The sequence below is a fragment of the Streptomyces peucetius genome (genome assembly GCF_025854275.1).
GTDB lineage: Bacteria > Actinomycetota > Actinomycetes > Streptomycetales > Streptomycetaceae > Streptomyces > Streptomyces peucetius_A.
The window spans coordinates 249,501-266,820 of record NZ_CP107567.1 but is presented as its reverse complement, the minus strand read 5'-3'; the positions used below and the strand labels follow the sequence as shown (position 1 = coordinate 266,820).

21 protein-coding genes and 1 pseudogene are annotated in these 17,320 nt (G+C 70.3%); 12 read left to right on the top strand and 10 right to left on the bottom strand.

The genetic code is table 11. From position 1 onward, the window contains the following. Positions 1-405: 405 nt before the first annotated feature. The gene (locus tag OGH68_RS01250; RefSeq protein WP_264241384.1) at positions 406-1,650 is read left to right on the top strand and encodes a cation:proton antiporter; all 1,245 of its coding nucleotides are present in this window, start codon (positions 406-408) and stop codon (positions 1,648-1,650) included. Between the two features lie 634 nt (positions 1,651-2,284). Here OGH68_RS01250 and OGH68_RS01245 read toward each other — a convergent pair. Further along, positions 2,285-2,737 (bottom strand): YbhB/YbcL family Raf kinase inhibitor-like protein, encoded by a 453-nt coding sequence (locus tag OGH68_RS01245; RefSeq protein ID WP_264241383.1) that lies wholly within the window; start codon positions 2,735-2,737, stop codon positions 2,285-2,287. 198 nt (positions 2,738-2,935) lie between these two features. Here OGH68_RS01245 and OGH68_RS01240 point away from each other — a divergent pair, with 198 nt between their 5' ends. Continuing rightward, positions 2,936-3,118 (top strand): hypothetical protein, encoded by a 183-nt coding sequence (locus tag OGH68_RS01240; RefSeq protein ID WP_264241382.1) that lies wholly within the window; start codon positions 2,936-2,938, stop codon positions 3,116-3,118. Positions 3,119-3,285: 167 nt separating this feature from the next. On the opposite strand, the pseudogene OGH68_RS01235 reads toward OGH68_RS01240, so the two are convergent. Next, positions 3,286-3,895: pseudogene (locus OGH68_RS01235) on the bottom strand (glycosyltransferase family 2 protein). After that, the gene (locus OGH68_RS01230) at positions 3,892-4,767 is read right to left on the bottom strand and encodes a glycosyltransferase (RefSeq protein ID WP_264241381.1); all 876 of its coding nucleotides are present in this window, start codon (positions 4,765-4,767) and stop codon (positions 3,892-3,894) included. The pseudogene OGH68_RS01235 and the gene OGH68_RS01230 overlap by 4 nt, the downstream one beginning before the upstream one ends. A 207-nt stretch (positions 4,768-4,974) precedes the next feature. On the opposite strand from OGH68_RS01230, the gene OGH68_RS01225 reads away from it, so the two are divergent. Together OGH68_RS01225 and OGH68_RS01220 are read left to right on the top strand one after the other, a co-directional pair. Then, positions 4,975-5,169, top strand: coding sequence for a DUF2795 domain-containing protein (locus tag OGH68_RS01225; RefSeq protein WP_264241380.1), 195 nt, complete (start codon positions 4,975-4,977; stop codon positions 5,167-5,169). Positions 5,170-5,253: 84 nt separating this feature from the next. Then, complete coding sequence (locus OGH68_RS01220) at positions 5,254-5,502, top strand: hypothetical protein (protein WP_264241379.1); 249 nt, start codon at positions 5,254-5,256, stop codon at positions 5,500-5,502. Positions 5,503-5,642: 140 nt separating this feature from the next. Here OGH68_RS01220 and OGH68_RS01215 read toward each other — a convergent pair whose 3' ends face one another. Beyond that, positions 5,643-5,996, bottom strand: coding sequence for a hypothetical protein (locus tag OGH68_RS01215; protein WP_264241378.1), 354 nt, complete (start codon positions 5,994-5,996; stop codon positions 5,643-5,645). A gap of 331 nt (positions 5,997-6,327) precedes the next feature. Here OGH68_RS01215 and OGH68_RS01210 point away from each other — a divergent pair, with 331 nt between their 5' ends. Next, positions 6,328-6,555 (top strand): DUF5133 domain-containing protein, encoded by a 228-nt coding sequence (locus OGH68_RS01210; protein WP_264241377.1) that lies wholly within the window; start codon positions 6,328-6,330, stop codon positions 6,553-6,555. Between the two features lie 32 nt (positions 6,556-6,587). Then, positions 6,588-7,043, top strand: a complete 456-nt coding sequence (locus OGH68_RS01205; RefSeq protein WP_264241376.1) for a DUF6098 family protein — start codon at positions 6,588-6,590, stop codon at positions 7,041-7,043. Positions 7,044-7,318: 275 nt separating this feature from the next. On the opposite strand, the gene OGH68_RS01200 is transcribed toward OGH68_RS01205, so the two are convergent. The 3 genes from OGH68_RS01200 to OGH68_RS01190 form a co-directional block, all read right to left on the bottom strand. Next, positions 7,319-8,086, bottom strand: coding sequence for a hypothetical protein (locus OGH68_RS01200; RefSeq protein ID WP_264241375.1), 768 nt, complete (start codon positions 8,084-8,086; stop codon positions 7,319-7,321). A 184-nt stretch (positions 8,087-8,270) separates the two neighbouring features. After that, on the bottom strand, positions 8,271-8,960 hold the full coding sequence (locus OGH68_RS01195) for a potassium channel family protein (RefSeq protein ID WP_264241374.1): 690 nt from the start codon (positions 8,958-8,960) through the stop codon (positions 8,271-8,273). Continuing rightward, positions 8,953-10,296: a TrkH family potassium uptake protein gene (locus OGH68_RS01190; protein WP_264241373.1), complete on the bottom strand. Its 1,344-nt coding sequence runs from the start codon at positions 10,294-10,296 to the stop codon at positions 8,953-8,955. The genes OGH68_RS01195 and OGH68_RS01190 overlap by 8 nt, the downstream gene beginning before the upstream one ends. A 243-nt stretch (positions 10,297-10,539) precedes the next feature. Between OGH68_RS01190 and OGH68_RS01185 the strand changes: the two genes are divergently transcribed. After that, positions 10,540-10,731 carry a hypothetical protein gene (locus OGH68_RS01185; protein WP_264241372.1) on the top strand — a complete coding sequence of 64 codons (192 nt, stop codon included), beginning with the start codon at positions 10,540-10,542 and terminating at the stop codon, positions 10,729-10,731. A 41-nt stretch (positions 10,732-10,772) separates the two neighbouring features. Here OGH68_RS01185 and OGH68_RS01180 read toward each other — a convergent pair whose 3' ends face one another. Beyond that, the gene (locus tag OGH68_RS01180) at positions 10,773-11,228 is read right to left on the bottom strand and encodes an SRPBCC family protein (RefSeq protein ID WP_264241371.1); all 456 of its coding nucleotides are present in this window, start codon (positions 11,226-11,228) and stop codon (positions 10,773-10,775) included. Between the two features lie 189 nt (positions 11,229-11,417). Here OGH68_RS01180 and OGH68_RS01175 point away from each other — a divergent pair, with 189 nt between their 5' ends. The 5 genes from OGH68_RS01175 to OGH68_RS01155 all read left to right on the top strand — a co-directional run bounded on the left by OGH68_RS01175 (position 11,418) and on the right by OGH68_RS01155 (position 15,392). Next, positions 11,418-12,425, top strand: a complete 1,008-nt coding sequence (locus tag OGH68_RS01175) for an NADP-dependent oxidoreductase (protein ID WP_264241370.1) — start codon at positions 11,418-11,420, stop codon at positions 12,423-12,425. After that, complete coding sequence (locus OGH68_RS01170) at positions 12,422-13,216, top strand: SDR family NAD(P)-dependent oxidoreductase (RefSeq protein WP_264241369.1); 795 nt, start codon at positions 12,422-12,424, stop codon at positions 13,214-13,216. The genes OGH68_RS01175 and OGH68_RS01170 overlap by 4 nt, the downstream gene beginning before the upstream one ends. Before the next feature lie 318 nt (positions 13,217-13,534). After that, positions 13,535-14,494: a YihY/virulence factor BrkB family protein gene (locus tag OGH68_RS01165; RefSeq protein WP_413471077.1), complete on the top strand. Its 960-nt coding sequence runs from the start codon at positions 13,535-13,537 to the stop codon at positions 14,492-14,494. Between the two features lie 107 nt (positions 14,495-14,601). Next, the gene (locus OGH68_RS01160; protein WP_264241367.1) at positions 14,602-15,018 is read left to right on the top strand and encodes a phage holin family protein; all 417 of its coding nucleotides are present in this window, start codon (positions 14,602-14,604) and stop codon (positions 15,016-15,018) included. Next, entirely contained in the window at positions 15,015-15,392 is a 378-nt protein-coding gene (locus tag OGH68_RS01155; protein ID WP_264241366.1) for a DUF3618 domain-containing protein, read from the top strand. Before OGH68_RS01160 ends, OGH68_RS01155 begins: the two co-directional genes overlap by 4 nt. 47 nt (positions 15,393-15,439) lie before the next feature. Here OGH68_RS01155 and cpt read toward each other — a convergent pair whose 3' ends face one another. Together cpt and OGH68_RS01145 are read right to left on the bottom strand one after the other, a co-directional pair. Next, complete coding sequence (gene cpt / locus OGH68_RS01150; RefSeq protein WP_264241365.1) at positions 15,440-15,973, bottom strand: chloramphenicol phosphotransferase CPT; 534 nt, start codon at positions 15,971-15,973, stop codon at positions 15,440-15,442. Positions 15,974-16,150: 177 nt separating this feature from the next. Then, complete coding sequence (locus tag OGH68_RS01145; protein WP_264241364.1) at positions 16,151-17,176, bottom strand: Ku protein; 1,026 nt, start codon at positions 17,174-17,176, stop codon at positions 16,151-16,153. Positions 17,177-17,320: the final 144 nt, after the last annotated feature.

Below are 17,320 nucleotides of genomic sequence, written 5' to 3'. Positions count from 1 at the left end.
GTCCCGTCCTCGGCCTGAGGCCCGGCCTGTCTGCGTGCAGGATGGCAGTTGACGCACTACGGAACATTGCGCGGTCCCGGAAGCCTTTGCGCGTCGTTGATGCCGGGCCGCGCGCTGTGCCCCGCCTTCTCGGTACAGCGAGCCGATTTCCGTACGGTGTTCCGGCAGTGTGTCACCTGAGCCGGTGACGCCCCGCACGAGGCAGACGGGCTGCGAGCGCCGCGGGTTCAGCGGTGCCGGTGTGCACCGGTTGCCGGGTCCCGGCAAGCTGAACCAGATGATGACGGCGGCACCCGGCACTCGCCAAGAGGGTGCGGGAGGCGTGTAGAGTCACCGGCGGAGTGCCGGGAAGTCGGGTCGGCGAACAAAGGGACACGTGTCTTAGCTGATCGGGGGATTCTCGTCATGCTGCTCGTAGCTGTCTTCGGAGTCGCGCTGCTCATCGCCGTACTCCTGTCCGGGCTCGCGGCCCGCACGATTCTCTCCACCTCGTTCCTTTTCCTCGTCGGCGGGGCGCTCGTCAGTGACGGCTTCCTCGGTCTGATTCACATCACCCCGGACAGTGGCATCGTCTCCGTCACGGCCGATCTCGCCCTGTTCGCGGTGCTTTTCACCGACGGCATGCACGTCTCGTTCCCGAAGCTGCGCGCCAACTGGAAGAACCCGGCGCGCGCGTTGGGTCTGGGCATGCCGCTCGCCCTGGTGGGCATGGCACTGATCACGCACTTCCTGGTGGGTCTGGACTGGACGACGTCCTTCCTCGTCGGAGCCGTGCTGGCGCCCACCGACCCGGTGTTCGCCTCGGCGATCGTCGGACGCAAGGAAGTGCCTTCCAAGCTGCGCCAGCTGCTGAACGTCGAGAGCGGCATCAACGACGGCCTCGCACTGCCCATCGTCCTGATCCTCATCGCCGCCGCCGGCCCCACCGCCGGGCACGCCGAGGCATCGCTCGGCATGATCGGCCTGGAGCTGGGACTGGGTCTCGCCTTCGGCATCGTCCTGCCGCTGCTCGTCATCGGGCTGCTGCGGTTCAAGCTGCTCGGCGCGGAGCCGAAGCTCCAGCCGCTGCTTCCGCTGGCCATCGGCGTCATCCTCTACGGGCTGTGCCACCTCACGCACGCGAACCCCTACCTCGCCGCGTTCTCGGCCGGCGCGGTCATCACCGCCGTCGCACCGACCGAGGCGAAGACCGCGTTCGAACCGCTCGGGGAGCAGCTTGCCGAACTCGCCAAGTTCGCGGCCCTGCTGGTCTTCGGCGCGCTGCTGACCCCGGCGCTCTTCGGCGACCTTTCCGTCGGCGGCTACGTCGCGGTGTTCCTGGCGATCGTCCTGATCCGCCCCGTGTCCATGCTGGTCTCGCTGATCGGAACCCGGTTCGACCGGCGGGAGAGGCTTGTCGCGGCCTGGTTCGGACCCAAGGGCTTCGCCTCGGTGGTGTATGGACTTCTGGTGCTGCAGGCCGGTATCCCGCAGGGCAAGGAGGCGTACACACTGATCGCCGTCTGCATCGCGGCCTCGATCATCGCCCACAGCAGCACCGACGTCCCGATCGCCCGCCTCTTCCACGTCGAGGACGTCGCGGGGATCCCCGAGGACAAGGACGAAGCCGCAGAGCGGTCCGGCCGCAAGGCCGAGCACAACCGGGCCTGAAGCCGAGGAGAGCCGATCCGCTCCGGTCCCCGGAGCGGCTTGCCTGCGGACCACCGACCTCGCCGGCCGCTCGGCGAGGTCGCGCCATTCGCGGGGGGGCGGGGCGGCGGATCCACCGTCCGCCGGGCGTGTCACCTGTGCCTCGACGGGTACTGGTCCAAAGTGCCTACGGCCCCGAAGGGAGGCACCATGGCCAACGACCGCAAAGCCTCATCGCCTGACGATCGCAAAGCCTCATCCGGATCCGCCGGACCGAGAGAAGCCGCCGACCGCGGTCCCGGAGCACACTCCGGGCGCGAGCAGCAGCCGAGGGAGCGCACCGTGCACGGCACGGCAAGCGCCGCGGAGGGATACAGCCCGCACGGCACAGGCGAGGGAGAAGCACTGAAGGGGCGCGAAAAGGACGACACGGAGGACAGCGACAACCCGTAGCACCGGGTGCACCATGCCGCTGCCGGTGTGAAGTCACCGCACTCTTCCGCAAGGCGCAGGCCGACAGCGGCACGGGCGCCGAGCCGGGCAAGCGGCTGCCGCGCAGCCGCACGGGCAGCCGGCACCCTGCTTGTGAGGCGTGGCAGCCGGGCGGCGGCACCGGGCCTGGGGCGTGTCCCGGGAACCGGTGCCAGCCAGCAGGTCAGCGCTGGTACAGACCGACGACGGTGCCGCTCGCGAGCTGTTGCTGGTCCACCGCCCGGTGGATCTCCTCGGCGGTCGCCCCGTCGGAAAGATCCACCGGCTCGGGCAGGGCGTACAGGCGGAAGAAATAGCGGTGCGCCTCGTCCCCGACGGGCGGTTGGGGGCCGCCCCAGCGGTCCTCGCCGTAGCCGTTCCTCCTTGCTGTGCCACCCGTGGGGACCTGCCCGGCGTCGACCGTGCCGTCGCGCGGGTCGATGCCGGTGACGAGCCAGTGGACGAACGTGCCGCTGGGCGCGTCGGGATCCTCGCACAGCAGGAGCAGCTCGGCGGTGCCGTCGGGAACCCCGGACCAGGACAACGGCGGGGAGAGGTCTTCGCCTTCGCGTGCGTAGCGCCGGGGGATCAGCGCGTGGTCGTTGAACGCCGCACTCTTGAGTTCGATTCCAGCCATGCACCCAGCCCTACCGCACGCCCGCACGGTCGGCGAGCGGGGAGGGCCTGTGTGGCGGTGGCGGCCGCCGGGCCGCGGACGACTCGCCGCCACTGGCCTCGGTCCGCACGCCGCGTGTGCTGCCCGTCGGTGTGTTCGGCGGTTCGCCGGCCGGGTACCCGGCCGGCGAACCGCCTGCGTACCAGAGGATTGAGAGAGATGACCGTACCCGAAGAGAACCGGCGCAAGAGCAGGACGACCGACGACGTGATCACCCACCCGGAGAAGATCGAGGACGAGAGCAAGGAAAAGGCGGACGAGCAAATCCCCGACGCTTCGGGTCGCACCATGCGCGAAGCCATGGAGGAGGCGGGAATCAAGCCGGAGGACTACGAGTCGTAGCCCGGCCACCGGCTTTGCAGTACGGCAACCAGGACGACGTGCCCACTCCGTCCTGGTGGACGCCGATTTCGACCTGGGCCTCACGGACGCCCAACGTGCGGAGCAGGTACGCCGGGGCGGGACGGGTTGTGCCGAGTTCTCTGCGGTGACGTGCTCCGACTGCCCGATCAGCCCACGTACTGACGGGCAGTGGAGTGCCGTTGCTCCGTCTCGAGGAGCACGAGTCGCCGTTCGACGGCGGGCGCCACGACGCGCCGTTCACGGATCACCCAGGGGATGCCCGCGAACGCCGCGTCGGTCCGCAGCACGGTGGCCCCCGCGAGGAACGAACCGAGCGCGGGCCCGGGGAGCCACGCCGGCCCCTTGATCGGTGAGTCGCGCAACTCGGCCACGATGGGGTCCTCCGTGCCCCCGGGCTCCACGACGATGTGGGCGGTCACCGCGGCCAGGCGCTCGTGGCGATCCCGCAGTTCCTGCGCCCGCGCGACGGACCCCGGCTCCCACCAGGAGTCGTCGTCGCAGAACGCGACATAGGGGGTTCGATACGTGCCGCACGGCGAGGTTGCGGCCCACGGCATCGAGGTTCCGGCCGGGAGTGAGCAGCAGTACGTCCGGGTACCGTCGGCGCACCGCCTCGGCGGTGCCGTCGGTCGACGCGTTGTCGGTCACGATCACCGGCGGTCGTTCGGGCAGGCGCGTCAGCTCGCGGAGGGTACGCAGCAGTTCCTCGCGGCGGTTGTGGGTGATGACGACCACCGTGGTGCGTACGCCGGTCACGGCATGGCTCCCTGCAGGTCGAGTTGCCGCGCGGCGCTCTCCACGCCGGCCGGGAGCGACTCCCGGGCCCGGAGTGCGGCGGGCAGCCTGCGCAGCATCCGTCCGAGTTCCGTGCGCGCCTCGGGGTCCCGGCGCGGCGCGGTGACCAGTGCGGCGGTGTGCCGCAGCGCCACCGGGACAGGGCGGCGCAGCCACGCGGTGAGTGCGGCGTTGCGGAGCATCACGGCCGGCCGGCCCGGGCGCACCTCCTTGGTCGGGCAGTGCACGGCGACCACCCCGGGAACGTGGCACACGCCCCAGCCGCGGGCGGACAGGTCGTAGGCGAGCAGTGTCTCCTCGCCGCCGAAGAACAGCACGGGGTGGTAGCCGCCGGCGTCGAGGAAGGCATCACGCCGGGCCACCGCGCCGCAGGCCAGGAAGCCGAGCACCGGTTGGCCGGGCAGGTCGGCCACCGGTTCGAGGGGGGAGCGGGCGAGCGCGGCGTCGAGGGGGTCCGTGCCGCCTTCCGTGCCGACCCGGATGCGGGCGGCGAGCAGCCCCAGGCGTGGATACGCGTCCAGCAGACCCTCCGCGGCGGCCAGTGAACCCGGTTCCCACCACGAGTCGTCGTCGCTGAACGCGACGTAGGGCGTCCGTGCCCGGCGCACGCCGAGATTGCGGCCGAGTGTCCCGAGATTGCGGCCCGGAGTGAGCAGGAGGTGGTCCGGGTGGTGGCGGCGGACCGCCTCCGCGGTTCCGTCGCTCGACCCGTTGTCGACGACGATCACCGGCGGGCGCTCCGGCAGCGCGGCCAGGCGGTCGAGAGTGTGGAGGAGATTCTCTCGCCGGTCACGCGTGATGACGACGACGGTGATGCGGGTGCGAACGGTCATACGGCAGGACCTCCACGTACGGTCACAGGCTTCGCAGGGTGCTGGCCGCCCTCGCCTCCAACGTCGGCCACAGCCGGGCTCGCTGCTACTTGACGCAAGTGCCCAGCCGCCGGGTGGCGACACGCCGGCAGCCTGCAAGGCGGCCATCGGTGTGCACCTGGAGACACGGGGTGCACTCCCTTTCCCGGCACGGGTAGCCGTCTTTCCATGAACGTGAATCCCATCGCATTGCAGAAGTGCCTGGGCGGCGTGGGGTACCCCGCGGACAAGCGGCAGATCCTGGACCAGGCGAAGCAGCACGGTGCCGACCAGAAGATCATGGAGGCGCTCGACGCTCTGCCGGAGAAGAGCTACGACTCGCCGGCCGAAGTGAACAAGGAAGTGAGCAAGGAGGGACAGTAGTCACCGGCTCGCCGGCCACCGGCAACACCGGGCCGTTCGGCCCCGTCGGGCGGTCCCGGCATCGCGGGAAGGAAGCGCATTGTGGTGATCGACGAGGCTCTGGTCCGGGAACTGCTGGACGCCACCGACGACGATGCCGCCCTGGTGGTGCTCGAAGGCCGGGCGCGGGTGGCCGGCCCGGCCGACCTGGACAGCGACGCCTTCCGCGGCGCGGCCGTACTGATGTCGCGAGGAGAGCTCGTCGAGCAGCTGGGCACCTCGTCGCCCGCGCAGGAGGGCGTCACGCGGCTGGCGGAGACGTTGCGCGACACCGTCGGCAAACTCGGCGCCTGAACCCGGCGGGCCGCGGCCACCGGTCCGGGCGCGGCCCGGCACAGGGCCGTGCCACTGCCGGTGGGTTCGGGCGCGCCTCGGCACGGGGCGGCGCGCTCCGGCGGGAACCGGGGTGTGCCCGAGCGCTGCCGGAAGGCCCGTCAGGCTGCGGCTGCGGTGTTGGCAGCACTGATGGCGATGTCGATGCGGGAGTGGACGACCAGACGGTGGCTGCCGGCGTCGGCGTTCGCCTCGAGCAGGCGCCGGGCGGGGGCGCTGTGAGTCGCGACGGACATGAGCGTGTCGAGGTGGCTGCACAGACGGTGGGCGCGAAGCACGGCGCTCACCGCGGCGTTGGTGGCGGCATGGTCCTCGAGGACGATGACGACCGGGGCCGGTTTGTGGGCGTGTACCAGGCTGCTGATCCGTGTGGCGAGTTCGGCGCGTCGGCTGATGCCGGGGTCCTGGTGGACGGTGACGACGAGGACGCCGCGGTCCAGAGCGTGGGACAGCATCACAGCCTCCGATCGAGTTCGCCGTTGGACTCTGTTGCAGTGAAGCTGCCCGCGGCAGGGTCCGCAATGTGTTGTGCGGCCGGCGGGTACCCCGCACCCGCGCAACGGACCGGGTGCTCACGGAGGAGAAGCCGGACCGAAGGCCCACTTCTCCTCCGTGAGCACCCGCTCACCGCTCCTCATCACGTGCCCGGCCGCCGCAGGGCCGTTCGAGTGGCGAGGCCTCCGCTTCCGGGTCCTGAGCCGGGCACGGCGCGCATGGTGTGCGAGGCCCGGGGTAGGCGGGCCGGCACACGACGCATAAGTGTTCCGTGACGGAAGGAGACGGCTGATGCTGATGGCTCACCCCGCGGTGCTTCAGAACCTGGTCGAGCAGTACGACACCTTGCGCATCCTGCACGCCGACAAAGGCAGCGCCGAGGTTCGGCAGCGCATGGACGACATCGCCCGCACGCTGTGCGTGTCGACCGGCACACGCGACATCGACGCGGCCCTGATCGCGGCCCGCCATCAACTGCCCGGCGCCCGCCCCGAAGACGACTCCCTGCTCCCCGCTTGACCCGTGCGGCGGGCGGAGCCGTCAATTGGACCATGAGCAAGTCAACGCAGACGATGCCGGTCTTCGACAGTCTGGCGGCGCTCACCCGGGTCGTCACCGACCGCCGCGGTCTCTATGTGCGCTGGTCGCGCGGACCCGGTCAGGACCTGCGGGACGTCTCGAGCACCGATGACCTGACAGGGGTCCCGCTGCCGGGGCTGTCGGCCAGCCCGCTCGACATCGAGGACTGGTGGGGCGGGCGTCCCCCGCACGTCTGGGTCGCCCGGCGACTGCACGACTACTGCCATTTCCCGCACGTGAAGGGCTCCGGCACGCGACCGTGGGTACTGCACGGCACCGAGGCGACCCGCGGCCCGGACAACGAACCCCTCGTGAAGGACGTCGAGCCGCTCGGCTGGATCGCCAGCCGCGTCATCACCGAAGCAACAGAGGTGGTCACCTCCCAGCCCGGCGACTGGGGGCCCATGGACCGCAACGGCGCCGCCTGAGAGACGGCCGGTACATCACGCCGCAGGACGCAGGAAGCCCCGGCTGGTCGGGGGGAACCAGCCGGGGCAGCAGGTGGTGGCGCGGAGGGCGGTCGCCTCTCGGCGAGGGGACCATGGGGCTTCAGCCGAACGATCTTCCCCATGGGCCATGGGTGAGGCCCGGGGACACTGTCCCCTCCGCCGCCACGTACAGGTGAACGGTCAACCACTTCGGGATGTTCCGTGCCCTCCGTGCCGGACCGTGTGAGCTGCGACACCCGGGAGGGGGCCCGCCGTCACATGAGGGTGCTTTCCTCCACGTTCTCCATCCGCGCGTACAGCACCACCTCGTTCACCTCCAAGTGATTGATCAGCCGCAGGCACGCGGCGATCCCGTTTCCCACCAGCTCCTCCGCGATCTCCCCGTACTCGACCTGAAGCAGTGTGTTCGGTGCCCGGTCGTCGTTCGCCGCGCCCCGGGGGTCGCGCCAGGTGCCGGCGGCGCCGATCTCCGTGGCGGCGCGCAGCACGAAAGAGATCGCGTGGGCCTTGCTCCGCGGCATGGTCAGTGTCAGGAGTTCCCGTTCCACACGGTCGAGGTGCACACCGATCTCCGCGTCGCCGAACAGCAGCGCGTACAGGAGGTCCTTCGCCTGCGTCAGCAGCGACTCGCCCTCCGCGGAACGGTGCTCCGGCCCGAGGAGACCGGCTCCCTTCTCCAGCGGGTCGAGCAGCAGGCCGCGGGCGACCAGCGTGTCGCGGTCGAGCGCGCTGTAGCCCTGGACGTACCGGCGCAGCACCTCCGTATCGAGCGCGAGGGCACGGATCCGTTCCGACCGTGCCGCGCGGTCCTTCTCCGGCTCCTCCTCCGGTTCCGTGGCGGCGGCGGCCCGCACGTCGCGCTGCCCGGGCAGCGCGGGCGCCAGGGCGAGATCGATGAGCTGCTCCACGAGCCAGTCACGCGGCCGGTCGGCGAGGGCCTGACGCACCCGCCGGCGCAGCTCGTCGCCCATGTCCTGCTGCACCTGCTGGATGATGGCGCCGATTTCGGTCATGTCGTTCATGGAGCCGGACGCTAGAAGGCGCCCGGGCGGACCGGGCGGTCTTCGGTTGTCGCTCACGCCAATGGGTGACGAGTGACCGATAACCCCGGTCGGGCGCTCCGCCCTCCGGGCCGGCGGGGCCGCTCACACGCAGCACGGGACGCATCCGCCTGCCGCCGGCGCATCCGGGACTGCTCCCGGGCGGTCACTGGAGTTCGCTGAAGTGTTCGGTCTCTCGGGTGCGTCCGGCGACGATGATGGTGTCGTCGGCTCGGACGACGGTCTCGGGGGTGGCGTAGGTGAAGCCTTCACCGGGGCGCTTGATCGCCACGACGGTCAGGCCGTAGCGGGTGCGGACGGCGCTGTCGGCGAGACGTCTGCCGATGATGTCGGTGGGCGGGGTGGTCTTCACCATGGCGAAGTCGTCCTCGAACTCGATGTAGTCGAGCATGCGTCCGCGGACCAGATGGGCGACGCGCTGGCCCATGTCGTGCTCGGGATAGACGACGTGGTGCACTCCGATCTGCGTGAGGATGCGGCCGTGGGCCTCGCTGATGGCCTTCGCCCAGACGTCCTGGATGCCGAAGGAGACGAGCAGGGAGGCGGTCAGGATGCTGGCCTCCAGGTCGGTGCCGATGGCGACGACGGCGCGGTTGAACTCGTGGACGGCCAGCTGACGCAGCACGTCCTCCTTGGTGGAGTCGGCGCGCACCACGTGGGTGAGGGTGCCCGAGAGCTGCTGGACGAGCTCCGGGTCCTCGTCGATGCCGAGGACCTCGGTGTGCTCGTCGACGAGTTCCAGGGCCAGGGCTCGTCCGAAGCGGCCCAGGCCGATCACCACGACGGAATCGCTCTGGGTGATGCGGCGTGTTCTGGGACTGCGGTTCCTAGCCAATGACGGGTCGCTCCTCGGGAAGGTCGTACATGCGGACGCGCTGGCGCAGGGCGAGCGCGGAGGCCACGGTGATGGGGCCGAGCCGGCCGATGAACATCAGTGCGGTCAGCAGCACCTGTTCGGTGGCGGGCAGGTCGGCCGTGATGCCGGTGGACAGTCCGACGGTGGCGAACGCGGAGATGACTTCGAACAGCGACCGGTCGAGATTGATGTCGGTGAAGACCATGAAAACCACCGTGGAGCCGACGACGGCGGCCACGGAGAGCAGGACGACGGTCAGCGCCTGGCGCTGGGTGTCGCCGTGCAGGCGCCGGTGGAAGATGTTGACCGCGCTCTCGCCCCGTACTTCGGCGTACATGACGAAGAAGAGCACCGCGAATGTGGTGACCTTGATGCCGCCGGCGGTGCCGGCGCTGGCGCCGCCGACGAACATCAGGACGTCCATGCCGAGCCAGCTGGCCGGGTTCATCTGGCCGGTGTCGATGCTGTTGAAGCCTGCAGTACGGGGCATGACTCCCTGGAAGAAGCCGGCCAGCAGCTTGCCCGGTGTGTCCAGCGGGCCCAGGGTCGCCGGGTTGGTCCATTCGATCGCGGTGATGAACACGCTGCCACCGACCAGGAAGACACTGCTGGCACACACCACGATCTTGGTGTGCAGCGACCAGGACCGCGGCCTGCGCCAGCGGCGCCGTAGCTCGAAGAGCACCGGGAACCCGAGGCCGCCGGCGATGACGGCGCACGCGACCGGCAGGCAGATCCACGGGTCGGTGACGAAACCCATCAGGCTGTCGGAGTACAGCGCGAAGCCTGCGTTGTTGAACGCCGAGACGGCGTGGAAGACGCCCAGCCACAGGGCCCGCGGCCATGAGTTGTCGTAGCCGAGGCCGAAACGCAGCGTCAGCACCAGTGCCGTGAGCGCTTCCAGCAGCAGGCTCACCTTGACCACGCCGGAAATGACGGAGCGGACCTCGCCCAGTCCCAGTGTTTTCGTCTCGGCCGCCGCGGTCAGCCGGGCACGCAGCCCCATCCGGCGGGAGACGAGCACCACCAGCAGGGAGGCGAAGGTCATGATGCCCAGCCCGCCGAGCTGGATCAGAGCCAGGATCACCACTTGCCCGAACCCGGTCCAGTAGGCGGGTGTGTCCACCACGACCAGGCCCGTCACGCACACCGCCGACACCGAGGTGAACAGCGCCTCGAGCAGACTCGCGCCGCCCGGGCCGCTTCTGGCCACGGGAAGCATCAGCAGCCCGGCCCCCACCAGGATCGCCGTGGCGAAACCCGCGACGACGACCTGTGCCGGATGCCGGGGGCGGGGCCACCGCCGGTTCACCACGGCGACTCCGTCGTGTCGCCCGGGTACATTTCGATCACTCGCACGGGATGACGATAGCCAGTCGGGGGCGGCCCTGACGCCGTCCTTACGCGAGTGCCGCACTCCTGTACGCAGCCCTGACGCGAGCCCCCGGCCGTGCCGCTGAGCGGGGCCTACCGTTACCCCGGTGACCGTTTCGCGCGAACAGCCCACGCCGTCGGTGAACTCGGCAGACCAGTGCCCTGGGCGCTCGAGGGCAGTCGTGTGACGACTGCTGACAACGACCGCGGCGTGCGGCGCGTCGTCCACGCACTCACGCTGACCGCGACGGTCCTGGTGGTCTGCGGCTTCCTCACCCACTCCGTGTGGCTCCTCGGCGCCGGCGGATGGATGGTGATCGTCGGGTTCCTGATCGAACTGGTCTACCGGCCCGGACGTCCTCCGGGCGGTGCCTGAGCGGCGGACGCCCCGCCCGCGGAATGCGGACCGCCGGTGTTTCATCGCTGTGGCGTCGTACTGAGCTGCCGCTCCAGGTCGCGCAGGTCCTTGACCAGTGAGGAACGGACCTTCCGCGCCATCAGGGGTGCGGCGGGGCGGTAGTAGTTGGCCGTGTCGCCCCGGACGCGGATGCGAGCGAGTGTGCCCCGCGCGTGCGGTGCGAACGAGTACGTGACGTGCATCGGCATCGGGCCCGCGACGGAGACCATGTCCAACAGTGTCGGCGGCTCGTACGCGGCCACGCGCAGCACGTAGTCGATCCGCTTGCCCACGAAGTACGCGGTACGGGTCACCTCGGCGCCCACCCCGAACCCGCCGGTGTCGGCTTCCCGTGTCAGCGTCGCCTCACGGATGCCCTGGGTCCATTCGGCATCGTGCCGCCAGTCCATCGCGTAGGCCGCCACCTGCTCGCACGCGAACGGGATCACCCGTTCCGCCGTCTCGTCGATTCCCATGCTGTGCCCTGTCCCGGTGCCGGCGTGTTGCGTTGTGCTCCATACAGGCACCGCGATCGCGGGCTGGCAAATCGCGGGCGGGCAGTGAGGCGGCGTTTCCACCGGAGAGAGGTGCGTGACGCACCTCACAGTCACAGACGTACCTACTGGTCGGTATGGTCAGGGGGTTCATGGACGACAGGAGGCTTCATGTCTGCGACCAACCGCCAGATCCGCCTGGCAGCCCGCCCCGTGGGCGACGTCGAGCCGAAGGACTGGGAACACGTCTCGGTGCCCGTCGAGGCACCCGGCCCCGGCCGGTTCGCGGGCCGCACACGCGTCATATCGCTGGACCCCGCGATGCGCGGTTGGCTCGACGACCGCCCGTCCTACCTCCCGCCCGTCGGGCTCGGCGAGGTGATGCGTGCGGGATCGGTCATCGAGGTGACCGCCTCCAACCACCCCGATTTCCGGCCGGGGGATCACGTCGCGGGCACGTTCGGCGTCCAGGAGCACGTCGTGTCCGACGGCAAGGGCGCGCTGAAGATCGACACCTCGCTCGCGCCGCCCTCCACCTACCTCGGCGCCCTTGGCATGCCCGGTATGACCGCGTACTTCGGCCTGCTGGACGTCGGTGCCCTCAAGGAAGGCGAGACCGTCGTCGTGTCCGGCGCCGCGGGTGCCGTCGGCACCGTCGTCGGCCAGATCGCCAAGGTCAAGGGCTGCCGCGTCGTCGGCATCGCCGGAGGACCCGAGAAGTGCAGGCTGCTCACCGACGAACTGGGATTCGACGCGGCGATCGACTACCGGGCCGGCGACGTCAAGCGGGCACTGCGCGAGCAGACTCCTGACGGCATCGACGTCTACTTCGACAATGTCGGAGGGGACATCCTCGACGCCGCGCTCACCCGGCTGGCCATGCACGCCCGCGTGGTCGTCTGCGGCGCCATCAGCCAGTACAACAACGCGACACCGGTCAACGGCCCCTCCAACTACCTGTCCCTCCTGGTGCGCCGTGCCCGCATGGAGGGCTTCGTGGTCTTCGACTACGCCAAGCGCTACGCCCAGGCCGGACAGGAAATCGCCGGCTGGATCGGCCAGGGCCGGCTCAAGGTCAAGGAGCATGTGGTGAAGGGGACGGTGGACGACTTCCCCGAGACGCTCCGGATGCTCTTCCGCGGCGAGAACGTCGGCAAGCTCGTGCTGGAGCTGGCATGACCGCCGAGGCCCGGGCCGCGGGGAGCGGGCGGGGACCGGCAGCGCTGCACGGCAAGGTCGCGATCGTCACCGGCGGTGCCGGCGGGCTGGGCAGGGCCACCGCGCTGGCGCTCGCCGCGGCGGGCGCCGAGGTGGTCGTCGCCGACCTCGACGTGGAGGGCGGCCGGGAGGTGGCCGACCTCGTCGGCGGCAGCTTCCGGACGTGCGACGTCTCCGACCTCGACGCGAACCGTGCCCTGGTGGACTTCGCCGTCGAACGCTGCGGCGGTGTCGACATCGCGTTCCTGAACGCGGGGGTGGCGACGGGCTGCGGGGTCGCCGACGACTTCGACCTGGCACGCTACCGTCGCGCCATGGGCGCCAATCTCGACGGCGTCGTCTTCGGCACCCATGCCGTCCTGCCGGCGTTGCGGGCCCGCGGCGGTGGGTCGATCGTGGCGACCGCGTCCCTGGCCGGCCTGGCCTCGGTACCGCTCGACCCGCTGTACGGGGCCAACAAGCACGCCGTGGTGGGCCTCGCACGTTCACTGGGGCCCGCGCTGGCCCCCGACGGCATCCGGTTCAACGCGATCTGCCCGGGCTTCGCCGAGTCACGGATCATCGACCCGCTGCGCGACATGCTCTCCGCGCAGGGGATGCCGGTCATCCCCGCGGAGGTGGTCGCCGACACGGTGCTGCGCATCGTCACCGGCGACGACACCGGTGAGTGCTGGTTCGTCCAGGCGGGCCGCGAGCCGGAGCCGTTCCGCTTCCGCAACGTGCCGGGGCCGGGGCAGCCGGCATACGCCTGAGCCGTACCGCCGTACCGCCGAGGATGCCCCTGGCTCCGCCGGCCGCGGGTCGGGAGGTCGCACCGGCCCCGCCGGGCAGGACCGCGTGAACACCCGCGGACCTGCCCGGGGCCGGGTGCCGAGGAGTCGCGCCAGTACTCCCTCTGAATGAAATCGGCGCAAAACTGGCGTGGACGGGATCATGCCGGTTACCCGGGTCCCATGTCCAACGAACACAGCAGTGAGCACCCGGGCGACGCGCACCGAGCCCGCCGCACCGAACGGGAGACCGGCCCGAGCCCGCAAGCGGAGCGAGATGCGCCTGACACGCCGACGGAGATGGGCAAGGCGTCGTGGGTGGCGGTGCTGAAACGCACGCTCAAGGAGTTCAAGCGGGACGAGCTCACCGACCGGGCGGCGGGCCTGACCTACTACGGGATCCTGGCCCTGTTCCCCGCGCTGCTCGTCCTGATCTCGCTGCTCGGGATCGCCGGCAGCTCGGCCACGCAGTCCGTCCTGAACAACATCCAGAAGCTCGCGCCGGGCGCGGCCCGTGACGTGCTCACCAACGCGGTGACTCAGCTGCAGGGCAGCGCCGGGGTCGGCTCCGTCCTGGCGCTCGTCGGCCTGCTGGGCGCGCTGTGGTCGGCGTCCGGCTATGTGGCGGCGTTCATCCGGACGTCCAACGTCGTCTACGACCTGCCCGAGGGCAGGCCGGTGTGGAAAGTACTTCCCGTACGCGTCGGACTGACCCTGACGCTGGTGGTCCTGGCATGCGTCAGCGCCCTGATCGTCGTACTCACCGGCGGCATCGCCCGTCAGATCGGCACCGCCCTGGGCATCGGAGACAGCGCCCTGACGGTCTGGTCGATCGCGAAATGGCCCGTACTGGTCCTGCTGGTCACGATCATGCTGGCGATCCTGTACTGGGCGGCACCGAACGCCAGGGGCCGTGGTTTCAAGTTCGTTTCCCCGGGCAGTCTGCTGGCGCTGCTGATCTGGATGGTGGCCTCCGCCGGCTTCGCGGTCTACGTGGCCAACTTCGGTTCCTACAACAAGACCTACGGCACCCTGGCCGGCGTCATCATCTTCCTCGTCTGGCTGTGGATCACCAACCTTGCGATCCTGCTCGGCCTGGAGTTCGACGCGGAACTGGCCAGGGAGCGGGCCATCATCGGGGGGCACCCCCGCCGGGAGGAGCCGTACGTCGAACCCCGGGACACCCGCAAGTGGACCGCCGAGGACCGCAGCGCCATGGGGGAGACCGGCCCCGGTCCCGCAGGTCGTGACGACGGCTGACAGGGCCGGCAGGCATGCGCCCGGCACAACCGGGGGAACCGGTACGGCACCCGAGCGGAACACGACGCATCCGCAGCTCACCCGCGAGCGGAGAAGGGCAGGAAACCATGGACAGGTCACCGGAAACCCCGCCCCGTCACCGGGACGAATCGGTGGGGGAGCTGGTCAAGCAGGCGTCCGAGCAGATCTCCCAGCTGCTGCGTCAGGAAATGCGCCTGGCGCAGGCGGAGATGAAGCAGAAGGGTAAGCGGTTCGGGCTGGGCGGCGGCCTGTTCGGCGGCGCCGGTCTCGTCGCCGTCCTCGCGCTGCAGGCTGTCGTGGCGACCGCCATCATCGCGCTCGATCTCGTCTGGCCGCTGTGGCTGTCCGCCCTTGTGGTCACGGCCGTGCTCTGCGCGGTGGCCGGCGTCCTTGCCGTAGCCGGCAAGAAGCAGATCGACCGGGGCACCCCGCCCGCACCCCAGCAGACCGTCGACAACGTCAAGGCCGACATCGCCCAGATCAAGGAAAGCGCACACCGATGACCGACAACGGCCCCCGTGGACAGGACCCCACTCCCGAGGAGCTGCGCGAGCAGGCCCGGGCCACCCGCGAAGAGCTCGCGCACACGGTCGAAGCACTGGCCGCCAAGGCGGACGTGAAGGCTCAGGCCCAGCACAAACTGGCCGAGACCAGGACCCAGGCCCAGCACAAGGGGGCGGAGGTCAGACAGCAGGTCCACGACACGACGGCGCACGCGCTGCAAGTGGCACGCGACAGGACGCCCGAGCCCGTACGCGACAAAGCCGCGCACGCGGCCGGCACGGTGAACGACCACCGTCTCCTCGTCCTTGCCGCGCTGGCCGCGGTCACCGCCACGGTCACCGTGCTGCTCTGCAGGAAGCGGGCCAGGCGATGATTCCGGCCTCCAGGCCCATCCGGGACGGGCCGATCCGGACGGGCCGATCAGCTGACGTGGGCGGCGATGGTCCGCGCGCACACCAGGGACTCGGTGTGCGTCGTGTCCACCTCCAGGTCGTAGAACACTCCCTGGTGCACCGCATCCGCCTGCGACGCGGCCATCCCGTGGACGCGGTCTCCTCGTGCGACCTCACGGCCTGCGGCGACCGCGCTGTCACATCTGACGCCGACCCACAACACGGTCACCCCGCCCAGAGCCTTCCGCCACCGCTGCTGGGACGCCGCCCCGCCGAGGAAGACGTCATCGACGACGACCCTGGCTCCTGCCCGGGCCATCGCCACGATGCCGTCCGTCCAGGCCGCCTCCAGCGCCCGGAAGTCCGCCCCGACGCTCACCCCGCCGTCCGCAGCGATGCGGATGCCCCCGTCCGAGGCCTGCATCTTCGCGGGCATGGCGTCGACGAACGAGTCGCAGCCGAACGCCAGCCAGGGATCCGGGAGTACGGCCTGCAGGCACCGGACGATCCCGGACTTCCCCGAGCTGGAACCACCGTTGAGAATGATCATCTGTGTCGTCACCGCGCCACGGTAAGGCGCTTCACGCACCGCCTGAAACGCATTTTTGGACACGTACGGCACCGGCCGGCCGGCGGAGAGGAGGCCGGTGGCACGGCCGCCCGGTGGCTCCGTGCTGCGAGGCCCGGGGGAAGGGCGGCGATGCGGGGCCGGGCGCCGGCCGGGCCCGGGGCGTCGGTCTCACGCCGCGTGGGCCTTGGCCCTGAGCGCCTTGACCAGCTGCTCCCGGGTCATCTTCGAGCGGCCCTCGATGCCTTGGCCGGAGGCGAGCTCGTAGAGCTCCTTCTTGGTCAGGCTCTCCAGATCCTTCTCGCCCCCGGCCTTCTTCGTTCCTCGGCGCTTTCCGGTCCGTTCCTTGTCACCCTCGCGGGAGGGCAGCCGCCTCAGCTCGCCCGCCGGCCGGGCGCGCTTGCCGGTGCCCTTCGAGCGGGCGCGTTCGACGCTGCTCTGCAGCGCCTCCATCAGGTCGATCACGTTGGTGGCCGCCGGCGGTCCGGCCTCCTCGACGATCTCCCGGCCCTCGCGCTTGGCGTCGACGAGTGCCTGGACGCGCTCTTCGGTGGTGTCGTGGAAGTCGTCCGGGTTCCACTCCATGCTCAGCGCGTCGATCAGCTGCTGCGCGGTGTCGAGTTCCCTGCCGCCGGTCCTGGTGCGCCGGTCGGGCAGGAGGCCGAGTTCCTGCCGGGGGTCGCGCACCTCGTCGGCCCAGTGCATGGTGTGCAGGACCAGCACCTCGTCCTGGGCGCGGAGCGCGGTGAGGTACTCCTTGTTGCGCATGGTGAGGGTGGCGATGCCGGCCTTCTGCGACTTCTGCAGAGCGGCGCGCAGCAGCTCGTACACCTTCAGGTATTCCTTGTCCTGCGGTGCGACGTAGTACGTGCGGTCGAAGAAGACCGGCTCCACCTCGTCGAGGTCGACGAAGCCCGCCATGTCGATCACCCGCGACTTGCCCGGGGCGATCTCCTCGAGCTCCTCCGGCTCGACCACCACGTACTCGCCGTCGCCGATGTCGTAGCCCTTCACGATGTCGGCGCTGTCGACCTCCTTCCCGGTGCGCTCGTTCACCCTCTTGTAGCGGACACGGTCACCGGTGCCCCGCTGCAGCTGGTGGAAGTGGACGGTGTGGTCCTCGGTCGCCGTGTAGAGACCCACCGGCACCGACACCAGCCCGAAGGTCAGCACTCCGGTCCAGATCGCTCTCGCCATGATCGCCTTCCTGTCTGCCCCCGCGTCCTCACCGTCGTCGCTCGGCCACCGCCGGGTGGAATGCTCATTCATGCGTCTTTTGCGGTGCTATTTTCCATGGTGAGGCCGATGCGCGCTCGGCAGCTGTCGCCGCACACCCGCGGT

Excerpts from the sequence above, each read along its gene's own strand:
- OGH68_RS01250 (WP_264241384.1), top strand. The coding sequence starts at position 406 with ATGCTGCTCGTAGCTGTCTTCGGAGTCGCGCTGCTCATCGCCGTACTC.
- OGH68_RS01245 (WP_264241383.1), bottom strand. The coding sequence starts at position 2,737 with ATGGCTGGAATCGAACTCAAGAGTGCGGCGTTCAACGACCACGCGCTG.
- OGH68_RS01240 (WP_264241382.1), top strand. The coding sequence starts at position 2,936 with ATGACCGTACCCGAAGAGAACCGGCGCAAGAGCAGGACGACCGACGAC.
- OGH68_RS01230 (WP_264241381.1), bottom strand. The coding sequence starts at position 4,767 with ATGACCGTTCGCACCCGCATCACCGTCGTCGTCATCACGCGTGACCGG.
- OGH68_RS01225 (WP_264241380.1), top strand. The coding sequence starts at position 4,975 with ATGAACGTGAATCCCATCGCATTGCAGAAGTGCCTGGGCGGCGTGGGG.
- OGH68_RS01215 (WP_264241378.1), bottom strand. The coding sequence starts at position 5,996 with ATGCTGTCCCACGCTCTGGACCGCGGCGTCCTCGTCGTCACCGTCCAC.
- OGH68_RS01210 (WP_264241377.1), top strand. The coding sequence starts at position 6,328 with ATGCTGATGGCTCACCCCGCGGTGCTTCAGAACCTGGTCGAGCAGTAC.
- OGH68_RS01205 (WP_264241376.1), top strand. The coding sequence starts at position 6,588 with ATGAGCAAGTCAACGCAGACGATGCCGGTCTTCGACAGTCTGGCGGCG.
- OGH68_RS01200 (WP_264241375.1), bottom strand. The coding sequence starts at position 8,086 with ATGAACGACATGACCGAAATCGGCGCCATCATCCAGCAGGTGCAGCAG.
- OGH68_RS01180 (WP_264241371.1), bottom strand. The coding sequence starts at position 11,228 with ATGGGAATCGACGAGACGGCGGAACGGGTGATCCCGTTCGCGTGCGAG.
- OGH68_RS01175 (WP_264241370.1), top strand. The coding sequence starts at position 11,418 with ATGTCTGCGACCAACCGCCAGATCCGCCTGGCAGCCCGCCCCGTGGGC.
- OGH68_RS01170 (WP_264241369.1), top strand. The coding sequence starts at position 12,422 with ATGACCGCCGAGGCCCGGGCCGCGGGGAGCGGGCGGGGACCGGCAGCG.
- OGH68_RS01165 (WP_413471077.1), top strand. The coding sequence starts at position 13,535 with ATGGGCAAGGCGTCGTGGGTGGCGGTGCTGAAACGCACGCTCAAGGAG.
- OGH68_RS01160 (WP_264241367.1), top strand. The coding sequence starts at position 14,602 with ATGGACAGGTCACCGGAAACCCCGCCCCGTCACCGGGACGAATCGGTG.
- OGH68_RS01155 (WP_264241366.1), top strand. The coding sequence starts at position 15,015 with ATGACCGACAACGGCCCCCGTGGACAGGACCCCACTCCCGAGGAGCTG.
- OGH68_RS01145 (WP_264241364.1), bottom strand. The coding sequence starts at position 17,176 with ATGGCGAGAGCGATCTGGACCGGAGTGCTGACCTTCGGGCTGGTGTCG.